This is a genomic window from Micromonospora sp. MH99 (assembly GCF_021442385.1).
Classification (GTDB): Bacteria; Actinomycetota; Actinomycetes; order Mycobacteriales; family Micromonosporaceae; genus Micromonospora.
Window position 1 is genome coordinate 56,660 of the sequence record NZ_MUZA01000001.1, and the last position, 17,394, is coordinate 74,053.

The window sequence follows — 17,394 nt, forward strand, 5'->3', positions numbered from 1 at the left end:
TTTGTTTGTTAACGCGAAACCAGCGGTACCAGCGACCTAGCGGAACCCTCGCTGATCGGATGAGCGCCTGACGGGCGCTGCGCCAGGTGCCTTACCTGATCGTCCCGTTCCGAACAGTCAGCGACGTCGCTATGGTCCCCCTCGTGACTCGAGGATCTCGGCCCAAGGGACTCGGCTTTCTTCTCCGGCTCGCCGCCGGCGGCCGCGAAGAACTGCTGATGTCGCTGCCGTCCGAGCGGGCCCGGTTCACCTCTCTGGGCGGCGTCGTGGTCGGCACGACCGTGATGGCAATGCTGACCATGGCGGTCGCCCTGCACGCGGTGTTCGGTGGAACCCACCCACTGATGTTCGTGGTGGTCCCGGTGTGGGGCCTCTTTGTGCTGAGCATCGACCGCTGGCTGATTTCCGACACCTGGCGCGGCATCGGCATCTTAAAGCTCATCCCGCGCCTGCTCCTAGCCCTTGCGATTGGCCTCGTCGTCTCCGAGTCGCTGCTGCTGTCGCTCTTCGCCGCGGAAATCAAGGAACAAGTGACGATTGACCGCCAGCAGCACGCGTCCCAGCTGCGCAGCCGCTTCGACGCTTGCAACCCGGTCCCGGGTGCGGGCAGCGCTCCCGCCGGATGCGAGGCCTACCGTCTGCCCGCCGACAGCGCCTCGCTAGAGGCTCTGCTCCTCCAGCGAGCGAGCCTGCGGGCCCAAGTTAATCAGCTCCAGTCGGCTTACGACACGAAGCAGCAGCAACTGAGCCAGCTGCATGCGCAAGTCATGGACGAATGCCTGGGAACCAAGCCCGGTGCAGGTCCACGCTGCAGGGATCTCCAGGCGCAGGAGCTCGCTCTCGAACACGGTTCCGTCGGGCCCGCCAGAAATGAACTGAGCGATCGGCAGGCGGACCTGGTCGCACTCGAACAGGAAATCGCGATCGCGCAGCGCAGAGCCCAAGCGGGACTCGTCACCGCGAAGGCGAGCCGGCTGCAGGAGACGAGTCAAAGTCAGTCCGGCCAACCGAGCATACTGGAGCAGTACGCCGCGTTGGGCCGGCTGGTCGACGATAACCCGACCGTCAGCCTCATCGAGTGGGCGCTGAGGCTATTTGTGATCACGATTGACTGTCTCCCCGTCCTGCTACGAGCCCTCAGCGGACGCACCGCTTATGACCAGCTGCTTGAGGTGACCAACGTCGAAGACGAGCGCCGACAGGCCCTACGTACCGAGGCGGTGACCCAGAAACTGCGCGTTGAGCTGGACTTGCAGAGCCGGCTCAACGAACGCGACGAGTTACCCGATAGTTTCCAGGACTCCATCAGGGCCGGCATCGAGAAGGCGCTCAAGGGCCCGCCGGTCGTCAACTATAACGGCTGGGTGGACGTCGAGGTCCTCGGCCCAGAGTCGGTCGCGCTCTCCGCCGTCGAGCGCCGCATCGTCCTGAGCGCCACCACCACCTTCGAGCTTGAGGTGACCATATCCTCCGATCAGCTGGGTGCCGTCGCCGAGCCGGTGGCGCTGCGCGGCGGCATCGACCAGTCCCGGGTGGATTTCGTGGTCGAGGTGGACAGCGACCGGACTTCGTTCCGCCGATCCGGCCGGCCTATCACGGTCGGAGCCGACGGCGTCCCTGGTCGCGTCAGGTTCGAGTTCATCGATGTCACCCCGCCTGCCCCGCCGGCTTGGATCTGGATTCGGGTTAGTCAGGAACGCCGCACCGTGCAGAACCTCGAACTGACCGTTGAGGCCCAACCCGCCCTGGAACGCCGTTGAGCCCGGTCATCGCGATTGTCTCCCTCCGGGCGTTGCACACTGGCTCCGTTGAGGTGGTGTTCGATTTTCCGGTGACCGGCGAGAACGTCCGCTTTCCACTGCCCGACCGGCGTCCGCTCGACGCGGTCCGGCGGAAGGCCGGCGTCTACCTCGACCGGCTTGTCGCCCAGAATGGGCGGCTGCGCCTCGACACCAGCGAGGCGCGGGACGCCTTCGCCATCTTGGCGCAAGCTGGCTGGCAGCTCACCTACGTGCTCGCCCAAGGGGACATGTCGCGCATCGAGGAGTTGTCGTCCGCTTTCCGCAAGGCCAGGGTTCTATGGGAGAGAACGTCCTGGCCGGACCCAGACGATTTGATTCCGGTGGTCGAGATGCACTGCCGCGACGACGCGTTCCCGCTGGAACTGCTGCCGGTCTTTGAGTATGGCCCGCTACCCGCGATCAACACCTACTACGACCTGGTTTCCGCAGCGTCCCGGTTCCTCGGCTTCAGCACGATGGTCAAGCGGGTCATCCCCGCTCGGATGCCCGCCGACGGGGTTCTGCGCAACGATCCTGCGCTACCGGTGCAGTTCATCCGGCACGCGCGCCTTGCCAGTACCCGCGATGAGGTCCGAGAGCTCGCGACCATGCCCGGTGTCGAGGTGGAGGGCCCGTGGCCGATCGACGAGGACGCTGCTGCGGTGCTGACGACGTTGACCCGTTCTCTCTTCGACGGCTCCCGGCTCGACGGTGCCACGGCCCAGCAACCAGCCCAGATACAGCATTTCGCCTGCCACTGCGACACCACAACCGAGTTGGACGACGACTACACGCTAACCGTCTCGACCCGCAAGGGTCGGAACCGGGAATTGTCGTTGGCTCAGATGCAGGAGGCGCACTGGAAGTTGCGTACCGAGTACCCGGGCCAGTCGCAGGAGCGCTCCGTGATCATCCTGAACGCCTGCGGCTCGTCGCGCACCAATCCCCTGACCGCCAACTCATTCCCGCGATGGTTTCTCAGTTCTGGGCATCGAGCTTTCATCGGCACCGAGGCCACCGTCCCGGACGGCGTCGCGAGCGCCTTCGCCACGGCCTTCTACGGACGTCTGTTGGAACGCCGCCGCCCGCTGGGAGAGGCCGTGGTCTGGGCGCGACGAGACCTTCTATGCGACTTCCGCAACCCCTTGGGGCTGCTCTACGTCCTGTATGGCGATGCAGACCTCACTGTCGAGGCGGCTCGTCCCGACGTTTACCGCCGGTTAGCGTGACTGAAGCAACCGGGTGAAAGCCGCGTCCAACATCGGGATCAGGAACACTGCACCGCCCAGCACCACCCCGGCTGCGATTCGGTCCATCGACACCAGTTTGGCCACGTCAGTGCTGGTTCCGGCCGCCCAGCAGAGATAGGCCACTCCGGCGAGGATGTAGAAGTGCGGCAGCGGACGTTCGTCGCTGTCCAGCTTCTGTGCAGCGAGCCACAGGTAGCCAATCGTCCCGACCAAGCCGATTACCACCACTAGCACGAAGAGGCCGTTGCGCCCCGCGTCGATGCCCGCCGTGACCGGCACGAAGAACGCTAACGTTTCGGCCGGTACATACTTGGCCAGTCGCACTGAGAATGAGTCACCGCCAACCCCTGTGGCGCTGCCGCGAAGCTGGGGTGGAGGTACGACTGTACGGGGCATGCGCCGATGCTAAGCCATCGGGCTATGTAGATCAGCTCAGTGACTGGCGCTGCGTGAGTCATCTGAGCTACCCATCCTTGACCGCACCGCAATTTGGAGCTCGGGATGCGGAACAGCACGGCGGCGATCGCGTCGATGCTGCGGCCCAACTCCAAACGGCGGGCACCTGCGTCGGCCTGAGCGACGGGGACCTCCGGCGGGGTCATGCCGGCGGGCTGCTCGGCGAGGCAGCATGCTGTCGGAGGCCTCGCCCTCGGTGGCTGCTTGGTCGACATCAAGGTGTATGCCGTTCTCGGACCAGCCTGCAGGAGCTCACGGATCAGCTACTAGGTTGCGTCCTGTTCGACTCGACGTCACCGCCAAGCGGAATCGGTTCCGTCAGCAGTAGCCACGTGTCTGGAGGGATGTGCGGCTTGCCGGGAACAGCCGGCCGTTCTTCGCGGTAGCTCACTGGGCGCCGGGCAGGCTGACCGTGGGTTGCTCAGAGGCCACTGGCCCAGGTGCCGCAGGCTGCACGGACACGCGAATCGGCGATGACCATCCGGGTGGGGGTCACCGCCGATTGCGTGGTCGAACCGGTCAGGCGGCCGAGCAGGCGGTGTCCAACTCCTTGATGGCGGCTTCCAGGGCCTTCTTGCTGGGCTTGGCGTCGGCGGACTTGTTGTACGCGTCGCTCAGGCTCATCATCTCGTCCTGAATTTTTTCGGAGGCGGCGGTGACTGCCTCGTTGGCGCTCATCGAGTGCGCCAGGATCGCTACCGAGCCGGCGGCCCACTGGGCGCTGACCGCGAAGTGCCCGGCTGGCGGGCCGATCTTCTCGGCCTTGGTGATCTTAGCCGCGTTGTCCTTGATGTCCTTCTTGATGTCGGTGCAGGCCTTCACTGTGGCCGCGTCGATGGCCGCGGTGCTGGCCGTAGGGGTGGCCGCACCGGTCGGGGCGGCGCTTGAGGCCGACGGCGACGGCGGGGTCGCGGTGTCCTCAGATGTGGGCTGCGGATCGCAGCCGGACGTCGCGATCGCCGCCGCGACGGCCATGCCCGTCAGGACGAGTCGAGTTCTGTTCATCGATGTTTCCCCCGTGATCTTCATGTTCGGCGCACGCTACCAGCCCCGGTCGAACCGGTGGGACCAGTTAATGCGCCGACGAGCATGGAGCCCGGAGCCCGGAGTTCTGGAGCTGGATGCGAGGCGCCTGGCGAGAAACGGCCTGCGGACGGGTGTACCGGGGCGCGGGCCGGCTGGGCTGGTGCCACGTTCCACAATGGTGGCTCTCATTCGTTGGCGGTCATCGGCGGGGCTCCCAGCGGAAGAGCCGGGTGGCCAGGGCGACGGCGATGACGACCCAGCCGAGCGTGGGCGCGAGCAGAAGCAGGGAGTCGGCAACGGCGACGCCGCCGTTCCAGGCGTTCATTGTCAGTTCGGTGGCCGCCCCGCCGGGCAGCAGCCGCTTGAGCCAGGCGAGGTTCTCGGTGCCGGAGATGCCCACCCAACTGGCCATGGCGATCACACCGAGGGTTACGGGCAGGGTGGTGACCTGGGCGTGTTCCGGGGAGTTCGTCAGCCCGGCCGTGGCCAGCGCGAGGCCGACCATCATGGCGACGGTCGCGAGGGCCGCCACGACCAGCAGGACGACGTTGTCCGGTCCGCCGGCGACCACGGCCAGGGCGACCAGGATCGCGGTCACCTGCACCACGGCGAGGACGAGTACGGGCAGCAGCAGGCCGACGAGGATTCCGGCGTCACTCTCGGCGGTGGAGCGCAGTCGCTTGAGGAAGAGGTTCTGGCGCCGGGAGGCCAGGGTGGTGACGGCGGTGGCGTAAAGACCGAACGCGGCCACCGTGAACAGCACGATCGCGGCGATGTAGCCGAGGCTGCCGATGGCCGCGTACGTCTCGTGCTGGCGGACGAAGAACACGCAGACCGCGACCGGGATGATGAGGCTGGTGATCAGCACCAGCCGGTTGCGGAAGATCTGGATCAGTTCGCTGGACGCGATGGACAACACGGTGATGCTCCTGTCGGAAGGCACGGATCAGTTGTTGATGGCGCGGAACACGTCGTCGAGCCGGGTCGGTCCCGCCGCCAGGTCCCGCAGCTCCACGGCGTGGTCCCGCGCCCAGCCGAGCAGGAGGTGCAGGTCTTTCTGCAGCTCGAAGGACTCGACAGTGACCTTCCCGTCGGCGTCGACGGCGGCCTGCACCGGCAGCGGTGGAACCGGCGCGGCAAGGGAGAAGCGGATCACGCCGGGGAGGGTGTGGGTCAGCTCGGAGACGGTGCCCTCACGGTGGAGGGTGCCCTCGTGCATGAGCCCGATCCGGTCCGCGCGCTGCTGCGCCTCCTCCAGGTAGTGCGTGGTGAGCACGATGGTGGCGCCGTTCTCCCGCAGCCGGTCCACGGTCGCCCACACGGCGTCGCGGGACTGGATGTCCAGGCCGGTGGTCGGCTCGTCGAGGAAGATCAGCTCCGGGGTGCCGTAGACAGCCGTGGCGAAGTCCAGCCGCCGCTTCTCACCGCCGGAGAGCTGGGACACCTTGCGGCCGGCTCGACCGGTGAGGTCGACCAGGTCGAGCACCCGGTCGACGTCGTCGGTGCGCCGGGTGAGCCGGCCGATCAGGCCGACGGACTCGCGTACGGTGAGGTCCGGGGAGAAACCACTCTCCTGGAGCATGACGCCCATACGGGGACGTACGGCTCGCCGATCGTCGGGGCTGTGCCCGAAGACCCGTACGCTGCCCGAGGTTGGCCTCCGGTGCCCCTCGACGACTTCCAGGGTCGAGGTCTTGCCCGCCCCGTTGGTGCCCAGCAGCGCGTAGAGCTCCCCGGGTCGTACCTCGAAGGTGAGGTCCTTCACGGCGGGGAAGTCACCGTAGGTGAGGTTCAGCCGGTCGACTTCGATGACAGGTGTGGTGGACATGCACCCATGACAGCGCGGGGACGGCCGGCCGGTCAGTGGCGCCATGTCATCAGCGGATGTGACGCGGTGTCACTGGTCGTGGCCTCTGGCTGCCCGATACTGGTGTGGTGACCGCGAGATCACCGCGCTTCACCGAGTCGACGCAGGGAAGGCTGCGCCGGCTGAACCTGGTTACGTCACTGCCGCCCGTGGTGTTCGCCGCGGTGGTCCTGCTCTACACCGACGCCCGTACCTGGTGGCACATCGTCGTCCTGGCACCGGGTGCCGTGGCGGCCGTGGTGGCCTTCGAACGGTGGACGGCCAACGACCTGGCGAGGGTGGCGCTGCCGTGCCTGGTCGTGGCGGGGGCGGTGTGGCCACTGGGGGTCCTGGTGACCGGCAGCCCCAACGCCTACTGGGGGTTCTGCGCCGTGGGCTCCCTCACCCTGCGTGAGGTGCGGAGGCGCCGGAAGCTGGTGATGGCCGGGCTGTTCACCTACGTCGCGGCCGTCGGCGCGGTGCGGCTGCTGGTGCAGCGGGACGACATCGGTCACGTTGTGATCACCTACGTCCTCGTCCCGACTGCCCTGACCGTCATCGTGACGGTCTTCACGGTGGTGGGGGAGCGCTTCTACGACCTCATCCGGGAACTCGAACAGACCCGGGAGCGGGAAGCGGAACTCGCGGTGATCCGCGAACGCGTCCGGTTCGCCAGCGACCTGCACGACATCCAGGGTCACACCCTGCACGTGGTGAAGCTGAAGATCGCTCTGGCGCAGCGGCTGCTGCTGCGCGACACCGAGCGGGCGGAAAAGGAGCTGCGCGAGACGTACGCGCTGGTCAGCGACACGATCGCACAGACCAAGGAACTCGCGTACGCCCAACGGCGGCTCAACCTCACGGCGGAACTCGAGAACGCGAAGAACCTGTTCGAGGCCGCCGGCATCCGGGTCCGGGTGACCCGCGAGGCCGACATCGATGACCGCGCCAGCGAACTGCTCGGTCAGGTGCTGCGGGAGACCACCACCAACATCCTGCGGCACGCACAGGCCACCCAGGTGCAGATCACGCTGGCCGCGTCGGGCATCACCATCGTCAACGACGGCGCGACCGCCACCGCGCTCCCCGAGCTGCGCGGGCTGGCGGCGCTCCGGCAACGGGTGGCCGGCGACGGAGGTGAGCTGACCGTGGAACAGACCGGCGAGCGGTTCCTGACCGCGGCGGTCTTCCCACCGGCTCGGGCGGACGCGGCTCTGACGGTTCCCGGGAAGGACGGCCGATGACCACCATCGTGCTCGCCGACGACGAGGCGTTGCTGCGTACGGCCCTGGCCGCGCTGCTGCCGATGGAGGGGGACATCACCGTCCTCGCCGAGGCGCAGGACGGCCAGACGGCGATCGCCGCCACCCTGCGCCACCAGCCCGACGTGCTGGTCATCGACCTGGAGATGCCGGGCGTGGACGGCCTCGGCGCGGTCGCCGAGATCCGCCGTGTGCGACCCGAACAGGTGATCCTCATGCTGACCCGGCACGCCCGCCCGGGCGTGCTGCGCAAGGCGTTGAAGCTCGGTGTGCAGGGCTTCGTCAGCAAGTCCGCCGAGCCGGCCCACATCACCTCCGTCATCGCCACCCTGCACGCGGGCAAGCGCTGGATCGACCCGGACGTGTCGGCGCTGGCAGTCACCGAGGACTGCCCCCTCACCGACCGTGAGGCGGACGTGCTGCGGGTCACCGGCGAGGGCTACTCGGTCGCCGACATCGCCGCCCGGCTCCACCTCGCCCCGGGCACCGTCCGCAACTACCTCTCCAACGCCATGCGCAAGACCCAGACCCGGACCCGCCACGAAGCGGCCCGCTACGCCCGCGAACACGACTGGCTGTAGCCGAGGGTCGCACGTAACCACTCCGCACCGAAACGATGGAATGAGAGCATGACGTCCACCTGGATCACCACCCCGATCAGCACGGACCTCCTGCGCGGCGCGCTCGACGTGCAGCGCACCGCCCGCGGGGTGCTGCCGCACCGGCTGCCCGCCTGGGCGCGCGCCCAGTACACCGATGGTCAGCTCGCCATGGTGGAGGCTCAGCCCGCCGGTGTGCGGCTGGCCCTGCGTACCCGGGCGACAGCGGTCGAGCTGGACGCGCTGCCCACCCGGCAGACCTACACCGGTCTGCCGTCGCGTCCGGTCGGCGTCTACGACCTGCTCGTCGACGGCCACCTGACCGACCAGGCCAGCGTCACCGGTGGCGACACGGTGACCGTCGACATGGCCAGCGGTACCGCCGAGCGGCGGCCCGGTCCACCCGGCACCATCCGCTTCACCGGTCTGCCGGACCGGTTGAAGGACGTCGAGATCTGGCTGCCGCACAACGAGACCACCGAACTCGTCGCCCTGCGCACCGACGCGCCGGTGGCTCCCGTACCGGTGGGGGAGCGCCGGGTGTGGCTGCACCACGGCAGCTCCATCAGTCAGGGCTCCAACGCCACCAGCCCCACCGCCACCTGGCCCGTCGTCGCCGCCTCCCTGGGCGGCATCGACCTGGTCAATCTCGGCTTCGGCGGCAGCGCGTTGCTCGACCCGTTCACCGCTCGCACGATGCGGGACACGCCGGCAGACCTGATCAGCGTGAAGATCGGTATCAACCTGGTCAACGCCGATCTGATGCGGCTGCGCGCCTTCACCCCGGCCGTGCACGGCTTCCTCGACACGATCCGGGAGGGCCATCCCACCACGCCGCTGCTGGTCGTCTCGCCCATCTACTGTCCCATCCACGAGGACACCCCCGGCCCGGGAGCCTTCGACCTCGTCGCCCTCGCCACCGGGCAGGTACGGTTCCGCGCCACGGGGGACCCGGCGGAGCGGGCGAGCGGAAAGCTCACGCTCGGTGTCATCCGCGACGAGCTGGCCCGCATCACCGCCCAGCGGGCGGCCGGCGACCCGAACCTGTACCACCTCGACGGCCTCGATCTCTACGGCGCGGCCGACTTCGCCGAGCTGCCGCTGCCCGACCAGCTCCACCCGGACACCGCCACCCACCGGCGCATCGCCGAACGCTTCGCCAAGCGGGCGTTCACCGCTGACGGTCCCTTCGCGGACCGTAGCTCTTGAGCGCATGCCGAGGAGCGCACCGAGCGGCGAATCGTCCTCGTCGAGGGCCATGAGCGCCGCGACCATCTCGAGTGACGCCAGGTCGAGGCGGCGGGCCGGCGGCGGATCGGATTGAGCAGCGCTCTCCTGCAGCGGCTGTCGCTCGTTCACGCATGCCGAGCGGGTGGGTCGGGCGGTCAGGCGGATCGCCGGGTGCGGCCGAGTGACAGGAGCAGGCCGGCGGCGGCCAGCCCGATTCCGGCGGCGGCGGTGTACTCAGGGAGTTGGGCGGGGATGCCGAGGTAGACGGTGATGCCGAGGATGCGGGACAGGCCCCAGGGCAGCAGCGCGAGCTGGTCGTTCCACACCGTCAGCGCGCGTTCCAGGCCCACCACCGCGACCAGGACGGACAGCACGCCGAGGGGCACACCCGCGGCGGTGAGCGTCAACCCGACGGCGCTTCGGCGGCGCCTGCCGTACCGGTCCCGCAGGACGACGGCGACGACCACGAACAGCCAGCAGAACGCCGCGAACGCGACGGTGACGTACGCCCCGCGCACGCTCGGCGCGGTCCAGAAGGCGAACCAGTAACCGCCCGGTCCGCGCCCGGCGAGCGCCGCCAGCAGCAACACGCTGCGCAGCAGCGCGACGCCGCCGAGCGCGGCCCACAGGTGGAACGGGTCCCGACGGCCGACGACGAGGCGTACGACGAGGGCGAACAGCGCCCACCCACCGAGGGTGACCAGCAGGTGCGCCGGCGCGGCGAACCAGGTCAACACGAGCCGGCTCGCCACCAGCACCACTGCCGGGACCAGCCACACCACCACCCGGTCCGCCCGCGTCGTGGGCGTCGGTAGCGCGGCGACCCGCCACGGCCGGAGCGCGCCGAGCAGCAACCCGCGCGCGGCGGCGGCGCCGAACCCACGCCCGTAGAGGCCGAGCAGCACCACCAGCAGGATCGACCCGAGCATCGCCCGGGCCGCCCAGGCCATCGCCGGGTCCCGGTCGGCACGCCGGGCCCCGAGGTCGGCGGCGGTGAAGTTGTACGCCGGCAGGTCCACATCGGCGCCGTAGCGCTGCCGGTGCGCGTCGCGCGCGTGGTGGTATGCCGCTGTGGCCAGCCGCCAGTCGTGGCGGGCCGCCGGGGCACCCGTGTCCAGCCACTGCGCGTGTCGCAGCACCATGGCCCGGTACGCGCTCAGCGTCTCGAACAGGTCGACCTGGTAGTCGAGAGTCGCGGTGAAACGCCCGCGCAGTTCGGCGTCCCGCCAGGTCGCCGGTTCGGTTCCGGCGACCAGGTCCCGCATGCGCCGGGCCAGTACGACTGCCTGCCGGCCCTCCTCGATCGCCTCGTCGACGTGGCCGCCGGTCACCGCGTAGATGCTGTCCAGTGCGGCGGAGTCGCCGGTCGGGATGTCCCACTCGAAGATCCACATCATGGGCGGCGGTTCCAGCCCGAGCGCCCGCACCGACCGGTCGGCGTACGGGCCGATGTAGAGGCCCTTGGTGACCGCCCGCCGGGACAGCGCCATGGCCTGACCGATCGCGGCGACGGTGCCGGGGTCGCCGGAGAACATGCGGTACGCCCAGTCGGCCGTGATCTGCGCCGGGTCGACGTTCGGGTCCCAGGCCAGGCGGCCGACGGCGTACGTGTTGAGGTCGTAGAGCTGCCAGAACCCCGCGCGCAGGTACAACGACATGGGCCCGGCGCGCAGGGGACCGCCGTCCTGGGTCCAGTTCCAGACACCCTCGACGTTGGGGTTGGTGGCGAGGAATGCGCGCAGCGCCTCGCGGTGCAGCGGGCCGAGATCGTTGGGCAGCGAGCCGAACCCCTCGAACTCGCGGCGGGCCTGGAACTCCACGATGCGGCGGTGCCCGCCGCCCAGCAGGGTGGTGTTCAGCGGCAGGTGGCTGTAGAAGTCGCCCAGGGTGTACTTGGTGGACACGATCAGGTGTGGGTCGTCGAGCCCGCCGAGGACCTGCGCGTACGACTCCGGGTTGGTGTGCAGGTCGCCGACGGCGCCGACGCCCACCGTCCACGTGCGAAAGATGATCTCCTTTCCGGCCGTGCCAGCCGTGTCCAGCAGTGCCCGCAGCATCGCGCGCACGGACGCCGCCGTGGTGACCGCGAGCTTCGACGAGTAGTCCCAGCCGGCCCCGGCGTACACCTCGCCGCCCTCACCGACACGGACCATCAGGCCGTCGACGAACGGCATGCTCTCGAACAGCTCGGCCAGACCGGCCTGGTAGACAGCCCACAGCCGAGGGTCGGCCGTGTCGAGGCCGCCGACGGTCCGCGTCAGGTACGCCTCCACCGGCGGCGACACCGCGAGCATGTCGGTCAGCAGGAAGACCCGCACGCCCATGTCCTCGGCGTACCTGAAGACGGGGCCGAATGCGGCGACCATCGCCCGTGCGCGGTCGACGTGCGGGTCGCCGGGCGGGTAGACTGCGTGCCCGTCGTCGACCTTCGCGAACGTTACGTACTCCAGGAAGCCGGGCACGACGACTCCGTTGAATCCCTGCGCCACCGAGTGGTCGACGAACTGCCGGAACTGCGCGTCGATGCGGGCCACCGCGGCAGCGTCCACCCACGGCGCGCGAGGCAGGACCGCCGTCCCGACCACGTCGGTGTTCAGGCCATAGTCGTCGCCGGCGGCGAAGACGGCCGGGTCGGGCTCGCGCCCCACCGACCCCGCGTCGGTCAGCCGCAGGCCGAGTCGGGGGACGACCACCCGACCCGCGTCCGCCGCCGCAAGCGCCTCGGCGCCGGAGCGGATCCGGTCGGCCAGCCGGTACATCCCGGCTGCCACGCCCGCGACGTCGCCGCCCTGGACGGTCAGCTCGGTGCCGCGCACGTCGAGCCGGTACGACTCGGGCGGCCCGCCGAGGGTGGACAGCACGCCCGCCCGCAGCGCGGTGACCGCCGACAGGTCCGGGGTGGCGACCGGTGCCGTGCCGGGTGCGGCCGTCGCGGGCTTGGCCGGGTGCGGCGCGGCCGGGACGAGCACCGGCCGGGGCAGGCCGCGAAAGACGACCGCGTCGGCGACGGCGGTTGCGGCCTTCCTCAGCCGCAGATCATCGGGTACGACCAGGGACGCCAACGGCGGCACCGGCGTGGGCGTCCGCGCCGGCGCGGCGACAGCGTCCTCGCGCGGCACGGCGGCGGGGGCGTGGCTCAGCCCCAGCGTGTCGCCGACCCCCCAGGCAGCGGCCGCGCCGAGCGCCAGCAGGACCGCCGCGGCGACGAGCAGCGGGTACGGCCTGCGGGCCTGGGCAACGTGAGCCACGCTCGCATCGTAATGGCTGCACCGGCCCGCGCCCGGCACCCCCGCGGTGAGGATGCCGGGCAGCGGCGGTGCTCAGAGAGCGATCCGGTCGAACTTCTCCCAGGCGCCGATCGCCGTCCGGTTGGCGATGAGGGGTTTGGTGCCGCCGCTCTCCGCCACCACGTACCTGCCGTTGGTCGCGGCGCGCAGGCTGATCGTGCCGTCCGAGTTGTTGATGATGGTGAACTTCTCCCAGGTGCCGACCTTGGTGCGGTTGGCGATCAGTGGTTTGGCGCCGGCGCTCTCCGCCGTCACGTACCGACCGTTGGCACGCGAGCGGAGCGCGACGTAACCGCCGCCGGCACTGATCACGTCGAACTGCTCCCACAATGCGACTGTGGTGCGGTTGGCGATCAGCGGCTTGCCGCCGGCGCTCTCCGCCACCACGTAGCGATTGTTGGTCCGTGAGCGGAGGGCGACCGGAGGCGCGGCCACCGGTGCGCCGGTCAGCCCGGTGAGGGCCGCGTGGGTGCCGTTGAAGACGTTCTGGCTGTAGTTCCCGGGCTGGCTAGGGTTGCCGGCGGCGTACTGCCAGATGGTCTCCGCGGTCCAACCCGCCGGCAGGGGTGGACGAGTGGTGGTGTAGCCGGCGATGTCCAACGGGTTGGCGCCGAACGACGCGTTCTTGCCGGTGCAGGGATTCCAGTAGTTGGTGTTCGTGTAGATCATCACGGGCCGGCCGATGCGTGCCTTGACCTGGTCGGTGAAGGACCGGATCCAGTTCGACATCTCGGTCGGGGTCAGCCCGTAGCAGGTGGGCGCGTCGCTCCAGTAGGGCCACTCGATGTCGACCATCGGCACGAGGGTCTGGCCGTCCTTGGTGAACTTCGCGCTGTCGACAAAGAAGTTGGCCTCGTTGATCGGATCGCGCTTGTCCGGACGGGCGAAATGGTAGGCCCCGACGAGCAGACCGGCGTCCTTGGCCGCGGCATAGTCTTCGGCGAAGTACGGATTGAGGTACGTCCTGCCCTCCGTCGCCTTGACGTAGGCGAACTTGACGCCGCTTGCCGCGACCGCGGGCCAGCTGATCGGGCCCAGGTTGTGGTCGTGGCTGGAGACGTCGATGCCCCTGACCGTGTAGCCCGCCGGGATGGCGGCACTCGTGGACGTCGCGGCGCTGCGCGCGCCCGGGGTGATGCCAGCGTTCGCTCGGCCGCCACCATCGGCGGTCGGGTCCGCGGCATGCGCGGGCTGCGTGACGCCGAGCGCCGTACCGACCGCGAGGCCGGCGGACATCAGCACGCAGAGCAGTTTTCTAGGCATGGTGAGGTGGCTTTCTCCTTGCTCGCGGGCCGAGTTGACCACCGGCGCGGCGGGCGGAACCCGCCACGCCTGTGTCGCGCGCCGAGAGGCGCGGCTGGCTGCCTCCATCGGCGTGGGTCCGCAGGAGTATTTCTTGTCGACGGAAGATCGCACCGTCCTGGAGGAGCGAAATCAGGTCATCGGCAGGACGCGTCGAGCCGAACGGTGGAATTCGAGAGTCGGGGACACCGCCACGGCGGCCGCGAGCGGTGCGCCGGCCCGCAGCACGCCCACGGAGAGCAGTCGCATCCCGGTGTGTGCCATGTGCGTGCGCGGGACGAAGAGCAGCCGTGGGCCAGCAACACCACCCTGATCCGCACCACTCGTCGTCATGGGGACGGCCGGTCGCTGTCTCCGCTCGGAGTCGGGATGTGTCAGGTCCGGTCCCCGGTCCAGGCCGCTTCGAGGATCGCGGTCAGGCTGGCGGTGTCGGTCGGGCCCGGATGGTTCTGGATCAAGCGGGTGACGCCACTGGCCATCTCCGCGAAACGCGGGAGATCGGCGCGTGCCACGCCGATGTCCGCCAGGGTGGCAGGAATGCCGATGTCGGCAAGGAGTCCGTCGAGCCAGGTGAGGAACGTTTGCGCGGCCTCGGCATCCGAGGCGTCGGCCACGTCGAGCCCGCACACCCCGGCGAGGATGGCCAACCGGTCGGCGATCGCATCCCTGGCCGCGTCCAGCGCGTACGGCAGGAGCAGCCCGACACCCAGGCCGTGTGGCGTGTGCGTGGCCGCGCCGATGGGGTACTGGAGGGCGTGCGGGGCCGCGTTGCCCGCATGGGAGAAGGCGAGCCCGGCGAGCATGGACCCGTAGGACATGTCCGCGCGCGCGTCCGTGTCGCCGCCGTCGGTGACCGCACGACGCAGGCTACGGGCGATCCGCTCCGCGGCCAGGAGCGCGTAGTGGTCGGTGATCGGGTTGCGGCCGAGGAAGACCTGCTCCACCGGGTCGCGCGGTCCGTGGGGCCGGGGTCGCGCGGTGTAGCTCTCCACCGCGTGACAGAACGCGTCGATTCCGGAGTGGGCGGTGACGGTCGCCGGGCAGGTGTAGGTGAGTTCGGGGTCGACGATGGCGAAGTCGGGCACGATGTGGACGCTGGAGACCCCCACCTTCAGCGCGCGGTCCGGGTCGGTCAACACCGAGACGGGTGTGAGCTCGGAACCGGTGCCTGACGTCGTCGGGACAGCGACGAGAGGAACCGTCGGCCCCGGCACCTTCGACTCGCCGTAGAAGTCGCGCGGCGTCCCACCGTGGCGCCGGATGACGCCGACGATCTTGGCGAGGTCGATCACCGTGCCACCCCCGATGGCGAGGATGACGTTGGCGTCCACCTCGGCGGCGGCCGAGACGGCCAGGGCGACATCGGTGAGCGGCACGTCCGGAGTCGCGTCGGAGAACACCGCGACGACCTCGACCGTGTCCCGCACGGCGGCCACGATCTCGGCCACGCCCGGCTGCCCCAGCAGAACCTGGTCGGTCACGATGAGGACCCGCGAGCCACTCTCGGCCACCACTCGTGGGATGTTCTGCGCGACCCCTTCGCCGACGATCAGCTGGCGTGGTCCGCGGACGGTCTCAAGCATGTCAGTGCCTCTCTCGAACGTCGGCGGCGATGTGCTGGGCGAGCGACCGGGTCACCCGCGCGACCCCGACGGCGTCGGCAGGGTTGGCCGCCCGGATGGCGCGGACGCGCGCGCCGGGCGGCCGGAGCAGCAGGGCGGTCACGGCAGGTCGATCGCCGCGTAGGTGAGGTCGAGGTATTCGAGGATGCCCTCGTGCGACCCCTCCTTGCCGATCCCGGACTGCTTGACGCCTCCGAACGGAGCCGACGGGTCCGATATGAGGCCGCGGTTGATGCCGATCATTCCCGTGTCCAGCCCCTCGGTGAACCGGAGCGCCCGCTGGAGGTTCCGGGTGAAGACGTATCCGACTAGGCCGTGTTCCGTGTCGTTGGCCTTCGCCAGCACCTCGTCGTCGGACGTGAACGAGATGATCGGCGCCACCGGGCCGAAGATCTCCGCCCGCAGCATCCGCGCGTCGTCGGGCACGTCGACGAGGACCGTCGGCGGGTAGAAGTGGCCGGGTCCGTCCGAGCGCTCGCCGCCCACCAATACCCGCGCGCCGCGTTCGACAGCGTCGGCGACCAGCTCGTCGATCGTGGCGACCGAGGCCTCGTCGATCAACGCTCCGACGTCCACGCCGTCGTCGAGACCATGGCCCACCGACAGCGCGCCCATCCGCTCGGCGAAGCGCGCCGTGAACTCCTCGCGCACCGGCTCCTCGACGTAGATCCGGTTGGCCGCGATGCAGGACTCCCCGATGTTGCGCATCTTGGCCACCATGGCCCCGTCGAGCGCGACGTCCAGGTCAGCGTCCGCACACACGATCAAGGCCGCGTTGCCGCCCAGTTCCATTGACGTACGCAGCACGTTGTCCGCGGCCTGCCGGAGCAGTACGCGCCCGACCTCGGTCGACCCGGTGAACGAGAGCTTGCGGGTCCGACTGTCGGCCAGCAGGGCGGAGACCACCTTGCCGGAACGCTTGGTGGTCACCACGTTGACGACGCCCGGGGGGACGCCGACCTCCTCCATGATGCGGGCCAGGAACAGCATGGTCAGTGGCGTCTGGGCGGCCGGCTTGGTGATCGTCGTGCAGCCCGCGGCCAGCGCAGGAGCGATCTTGCGGGCACCCATTGCCAACGGAAAGTTCCAGGGCGTCACGAAGACGCACGGTCCGACCGGCTTCGGCACGGTGAGGATGCGGTACCCACCTGCGGGAGCGACGCTGTAGCGCCCCTCGACGCGCACCGCCTCCTCGGCGAACCAACGGAAGAACTCGGCGCCGTAGGCCACCTCCGCCCGAGCCTCGGCGAGCGGCTTGCCCATCTCGAGCGTGATCAGCCGGGCGACCTCCTCGGTTCGCTCGGTCAGCGCCCGGTACGTCGCGGTCAACAGCTCTGACCGTTTCCGGGGCGGGGTCGCCGCCCACCGCGCCATTGCCGTGCTCGCCGCGTCCAGAGCGGCGAGCCCGTCACCGACGTCGGCGTCCGCCACCTCGGCGATGGTCTTGCCGGTGGCCGGGTCCTCGACGGCGAAGGTGGCTCCGCTTGCGGCGTCGCGCCAGGCGTCGCCGATCCGGAGCCGCCGGTGCTCGGGGGCCAGGACGTTCATCGGGTCACTCATCGCGTCGCCTCCTGTGATCTTCTTGGTGATGTCCGGCGTGCCGCAGCGATCGCGCTGTGCGCGCAGACGGACGGGTCACCCGCCCTCGTCGGGGGCGAGGTTCGTCGAGCGCGTCGAATGGGGCAGTGGCCCGGTCGGCGGGGCGACGCCCGGCACCACCGATCGCCACTGCC

General features: G+C 69.7%; 14 protein-coding genes. 5 read left to right on the plus strand and 9 right to left on the minus strand.

Going from position 1 to position 17,394, the window contains the following annotated elements:
* The first annotated feature begins 143 nt into the window (after positions 1-143).
* Both B0E54_RS00270 and B0E54_RS00275 read left to right on the plus strand, forming a co-directional pair.
* Positions 144-1,760 (plus strand): DUF4407 domain-containing protein, encoded by a 1,617-nt coding sequence (locus B0E54_RS00270; RefSeq protein ID WP_234580943.1) that lies wholly within the window; start codon positions 144-146, stop codon positions 1,758-1,760.
* Positions 1,757-3,010, plus strand: a complete 1,254-nt coding sequence (locus B0E54_RS00275) for a CHAT domain-containing protein (protein WP_234580945.1) — start codon at positions 1,757-1,759, stop codon at positions 3,008-3,010. Before B0E54_RS00270 ends, B0E54_RS00275 begins: the two co-directional genes overlap by 4 nt.
* On the opposite strand, the gene B0E54_RS00280 is transcribed toward B0E54_RS00275, so the two are convergent.
* The 4 genes from B0E54_RS00280 to B0E54_RS00295 form a co-directional block, all read right to left on the minus strand.
* On the minus strand, positions 3,002-3,355 hold the full coding sequence (locus tag B0E54_RS00280; RefSeq protein ID WP_234580946.1) for a hypothetical protein: 354 nt from the start codon (positions 3,353-3,355) through the stop codon (positions 3,002-3,004). The genes B0E54_RS00275 and B0E54_RS00280 overlap by 9 nt on opposite strands.
* Positions 3,356-4,006: 651 nt before the next feature.
* Complete coding sequence (locus B0E54_RS00285; protein WP_234580947.1) at positions 4,007-4,492, minus strand: hypothetical protein; 486 nt, start codon at positions 4,490-4,492, stop codon at positions 4,007-4,009.
* Positions 4,493-4,712: 220 nt separating this feature from the next.
* Positions 4,713-5,432 carry an ABC transporter permease gene (locus tag B0E54_RS00290; RefSeq protein ID WP_234580950.1) on the minus strand — a complete coding sequence of 240 codons (720 nt, stop codon included), beginning with the start codon at positions 5,430-5,432 and terminating at the stop codon, positions 4,713-4,715.
* A 27-nt stretch (positions 5,433-5,459) separates the two neighbouring features.
* Entirely contained in the window at positions 5,460-6,341 is an 882-nt protein-coding gene (locus B0E54_RS00295) for an ABC transporter ATP-binding protein (RefSeq protein WP_234580951.1), read from the minus strand.
* A gap of 107 nt (positions 6,342-6,448) precedes the next feature.
* Between B0E54_RS00295 and B0E54_RS00300 the strand changes: the two genes are divergently transcribed.
* Genes B0E54_RS00300 through B0E54_RS00310 form a run of 3 tightly spaced genes read left to right on the plus strand, consistent with a single transcriptional unit; the run spans position 6,449 to position 9,429 of the window.
* Positions 6,449-7,603 carry a sensor histidine kinase gene (locus tag B0E54_RS00300; protein WP_234580953.1) on the plus strand — a complete coding sequence of 385 codons (1,155 nt, stop codon included), beginning with the start codon at positions 6,449-6,451 and terminating at the stop codon, positions 7,601-7,603.
* Entirely contained in the window at positions 7,600-8,202 is a 603-nt protein-coding gene (locus B0E54_RS00305) for a response regulator transcription factor (RefSeq protein WP_234580954.1), read from the plus strand. Before B0E54_RS00300 ends, B0E54_RS00305 begins: the two co-directional genes overlap by 4 nt.
* A 48-nt stretch (positions 8,203-8,250) precedes the next feature.
* Complete coding sequence (locus tag B0E54_RS00310; protein ID WP_234580956.1) at positions 8,251-9,429, plus strand: SGNH/GDSL hydrolase family protein; 1,179 nt, start codon at positions 8,251-8,253, stop codon at positions 9,427-9,429.
* Positions 9,430-9,605: 176 nt separating this feature from the next.
* Here the strand turns inward: B0E54_RS00310 and B0E54_RS32655 are convergent, their stop codons facing one another.
* From B0E54_RS32655 to B0E54_RS00335, 5 genes are all read right to left on the minus strand, one after another.
* Entirely contained in the window at positions 9,606-12,698 is a 3,093-nt protein-coding gene (locus B0E54_RS32655) for a hypothetical protein (RefSeq protein ID WP_234580958.1), read from the minus strand.
* A 72-nt stretch (positions 12,699-12,770) separates the two neighbouring features.
* Complete coding sequence (locus B0E54_RS00320) at positions 12,771-14,000, minus strand: GH25 family lysozyme (protein ID WP_234580959.1); 1,230 nt, start codon at positions 13,998-14,000, stop codon at positions 12,771-12,773.
* A gap of 413 nt (positions 14,001-14,413) precedes the next feature.
* Positions 14,414-15,622: an iron-containing alcohol dehydrogenase gene (locus B0E54_RS00325; protein WP_234580960.1), complete on the minus strand. Its 1,209-nt coding sequence runs from the start codon at positions 15,620-15,622 to the stop codon at positions 14,414-14,416.
* Position 15,623: 1 nt separating this feature from the next.
* Entirely contained in the window at positions 15,624-15,764 is a 141-nt protein-coding gene (locus B0E54_RS00330; RefSeq protein WP_234580961.1) for a hypothetical protein, read from the minus strand.
* Positions 15,761-17,221: an NAD-dependent succinate-semialdehyde dehydrogenase gene (locus B0E54_RS00335; RefSeq protein ID WP_234580962.1), complete on the minus strand. Its 1,461-nt coding sequence runs from the start codon at positions 17,219-17,221 to the stop codon at positions 15,761-15,763. The genes B0E54_RS00330 and B0E54_RS00335 overlap by 4 nt, the downstream gene beginning before the upstream one ends.
* Positions 17,222-17,394: the final 173 nt, after the last annotated feature.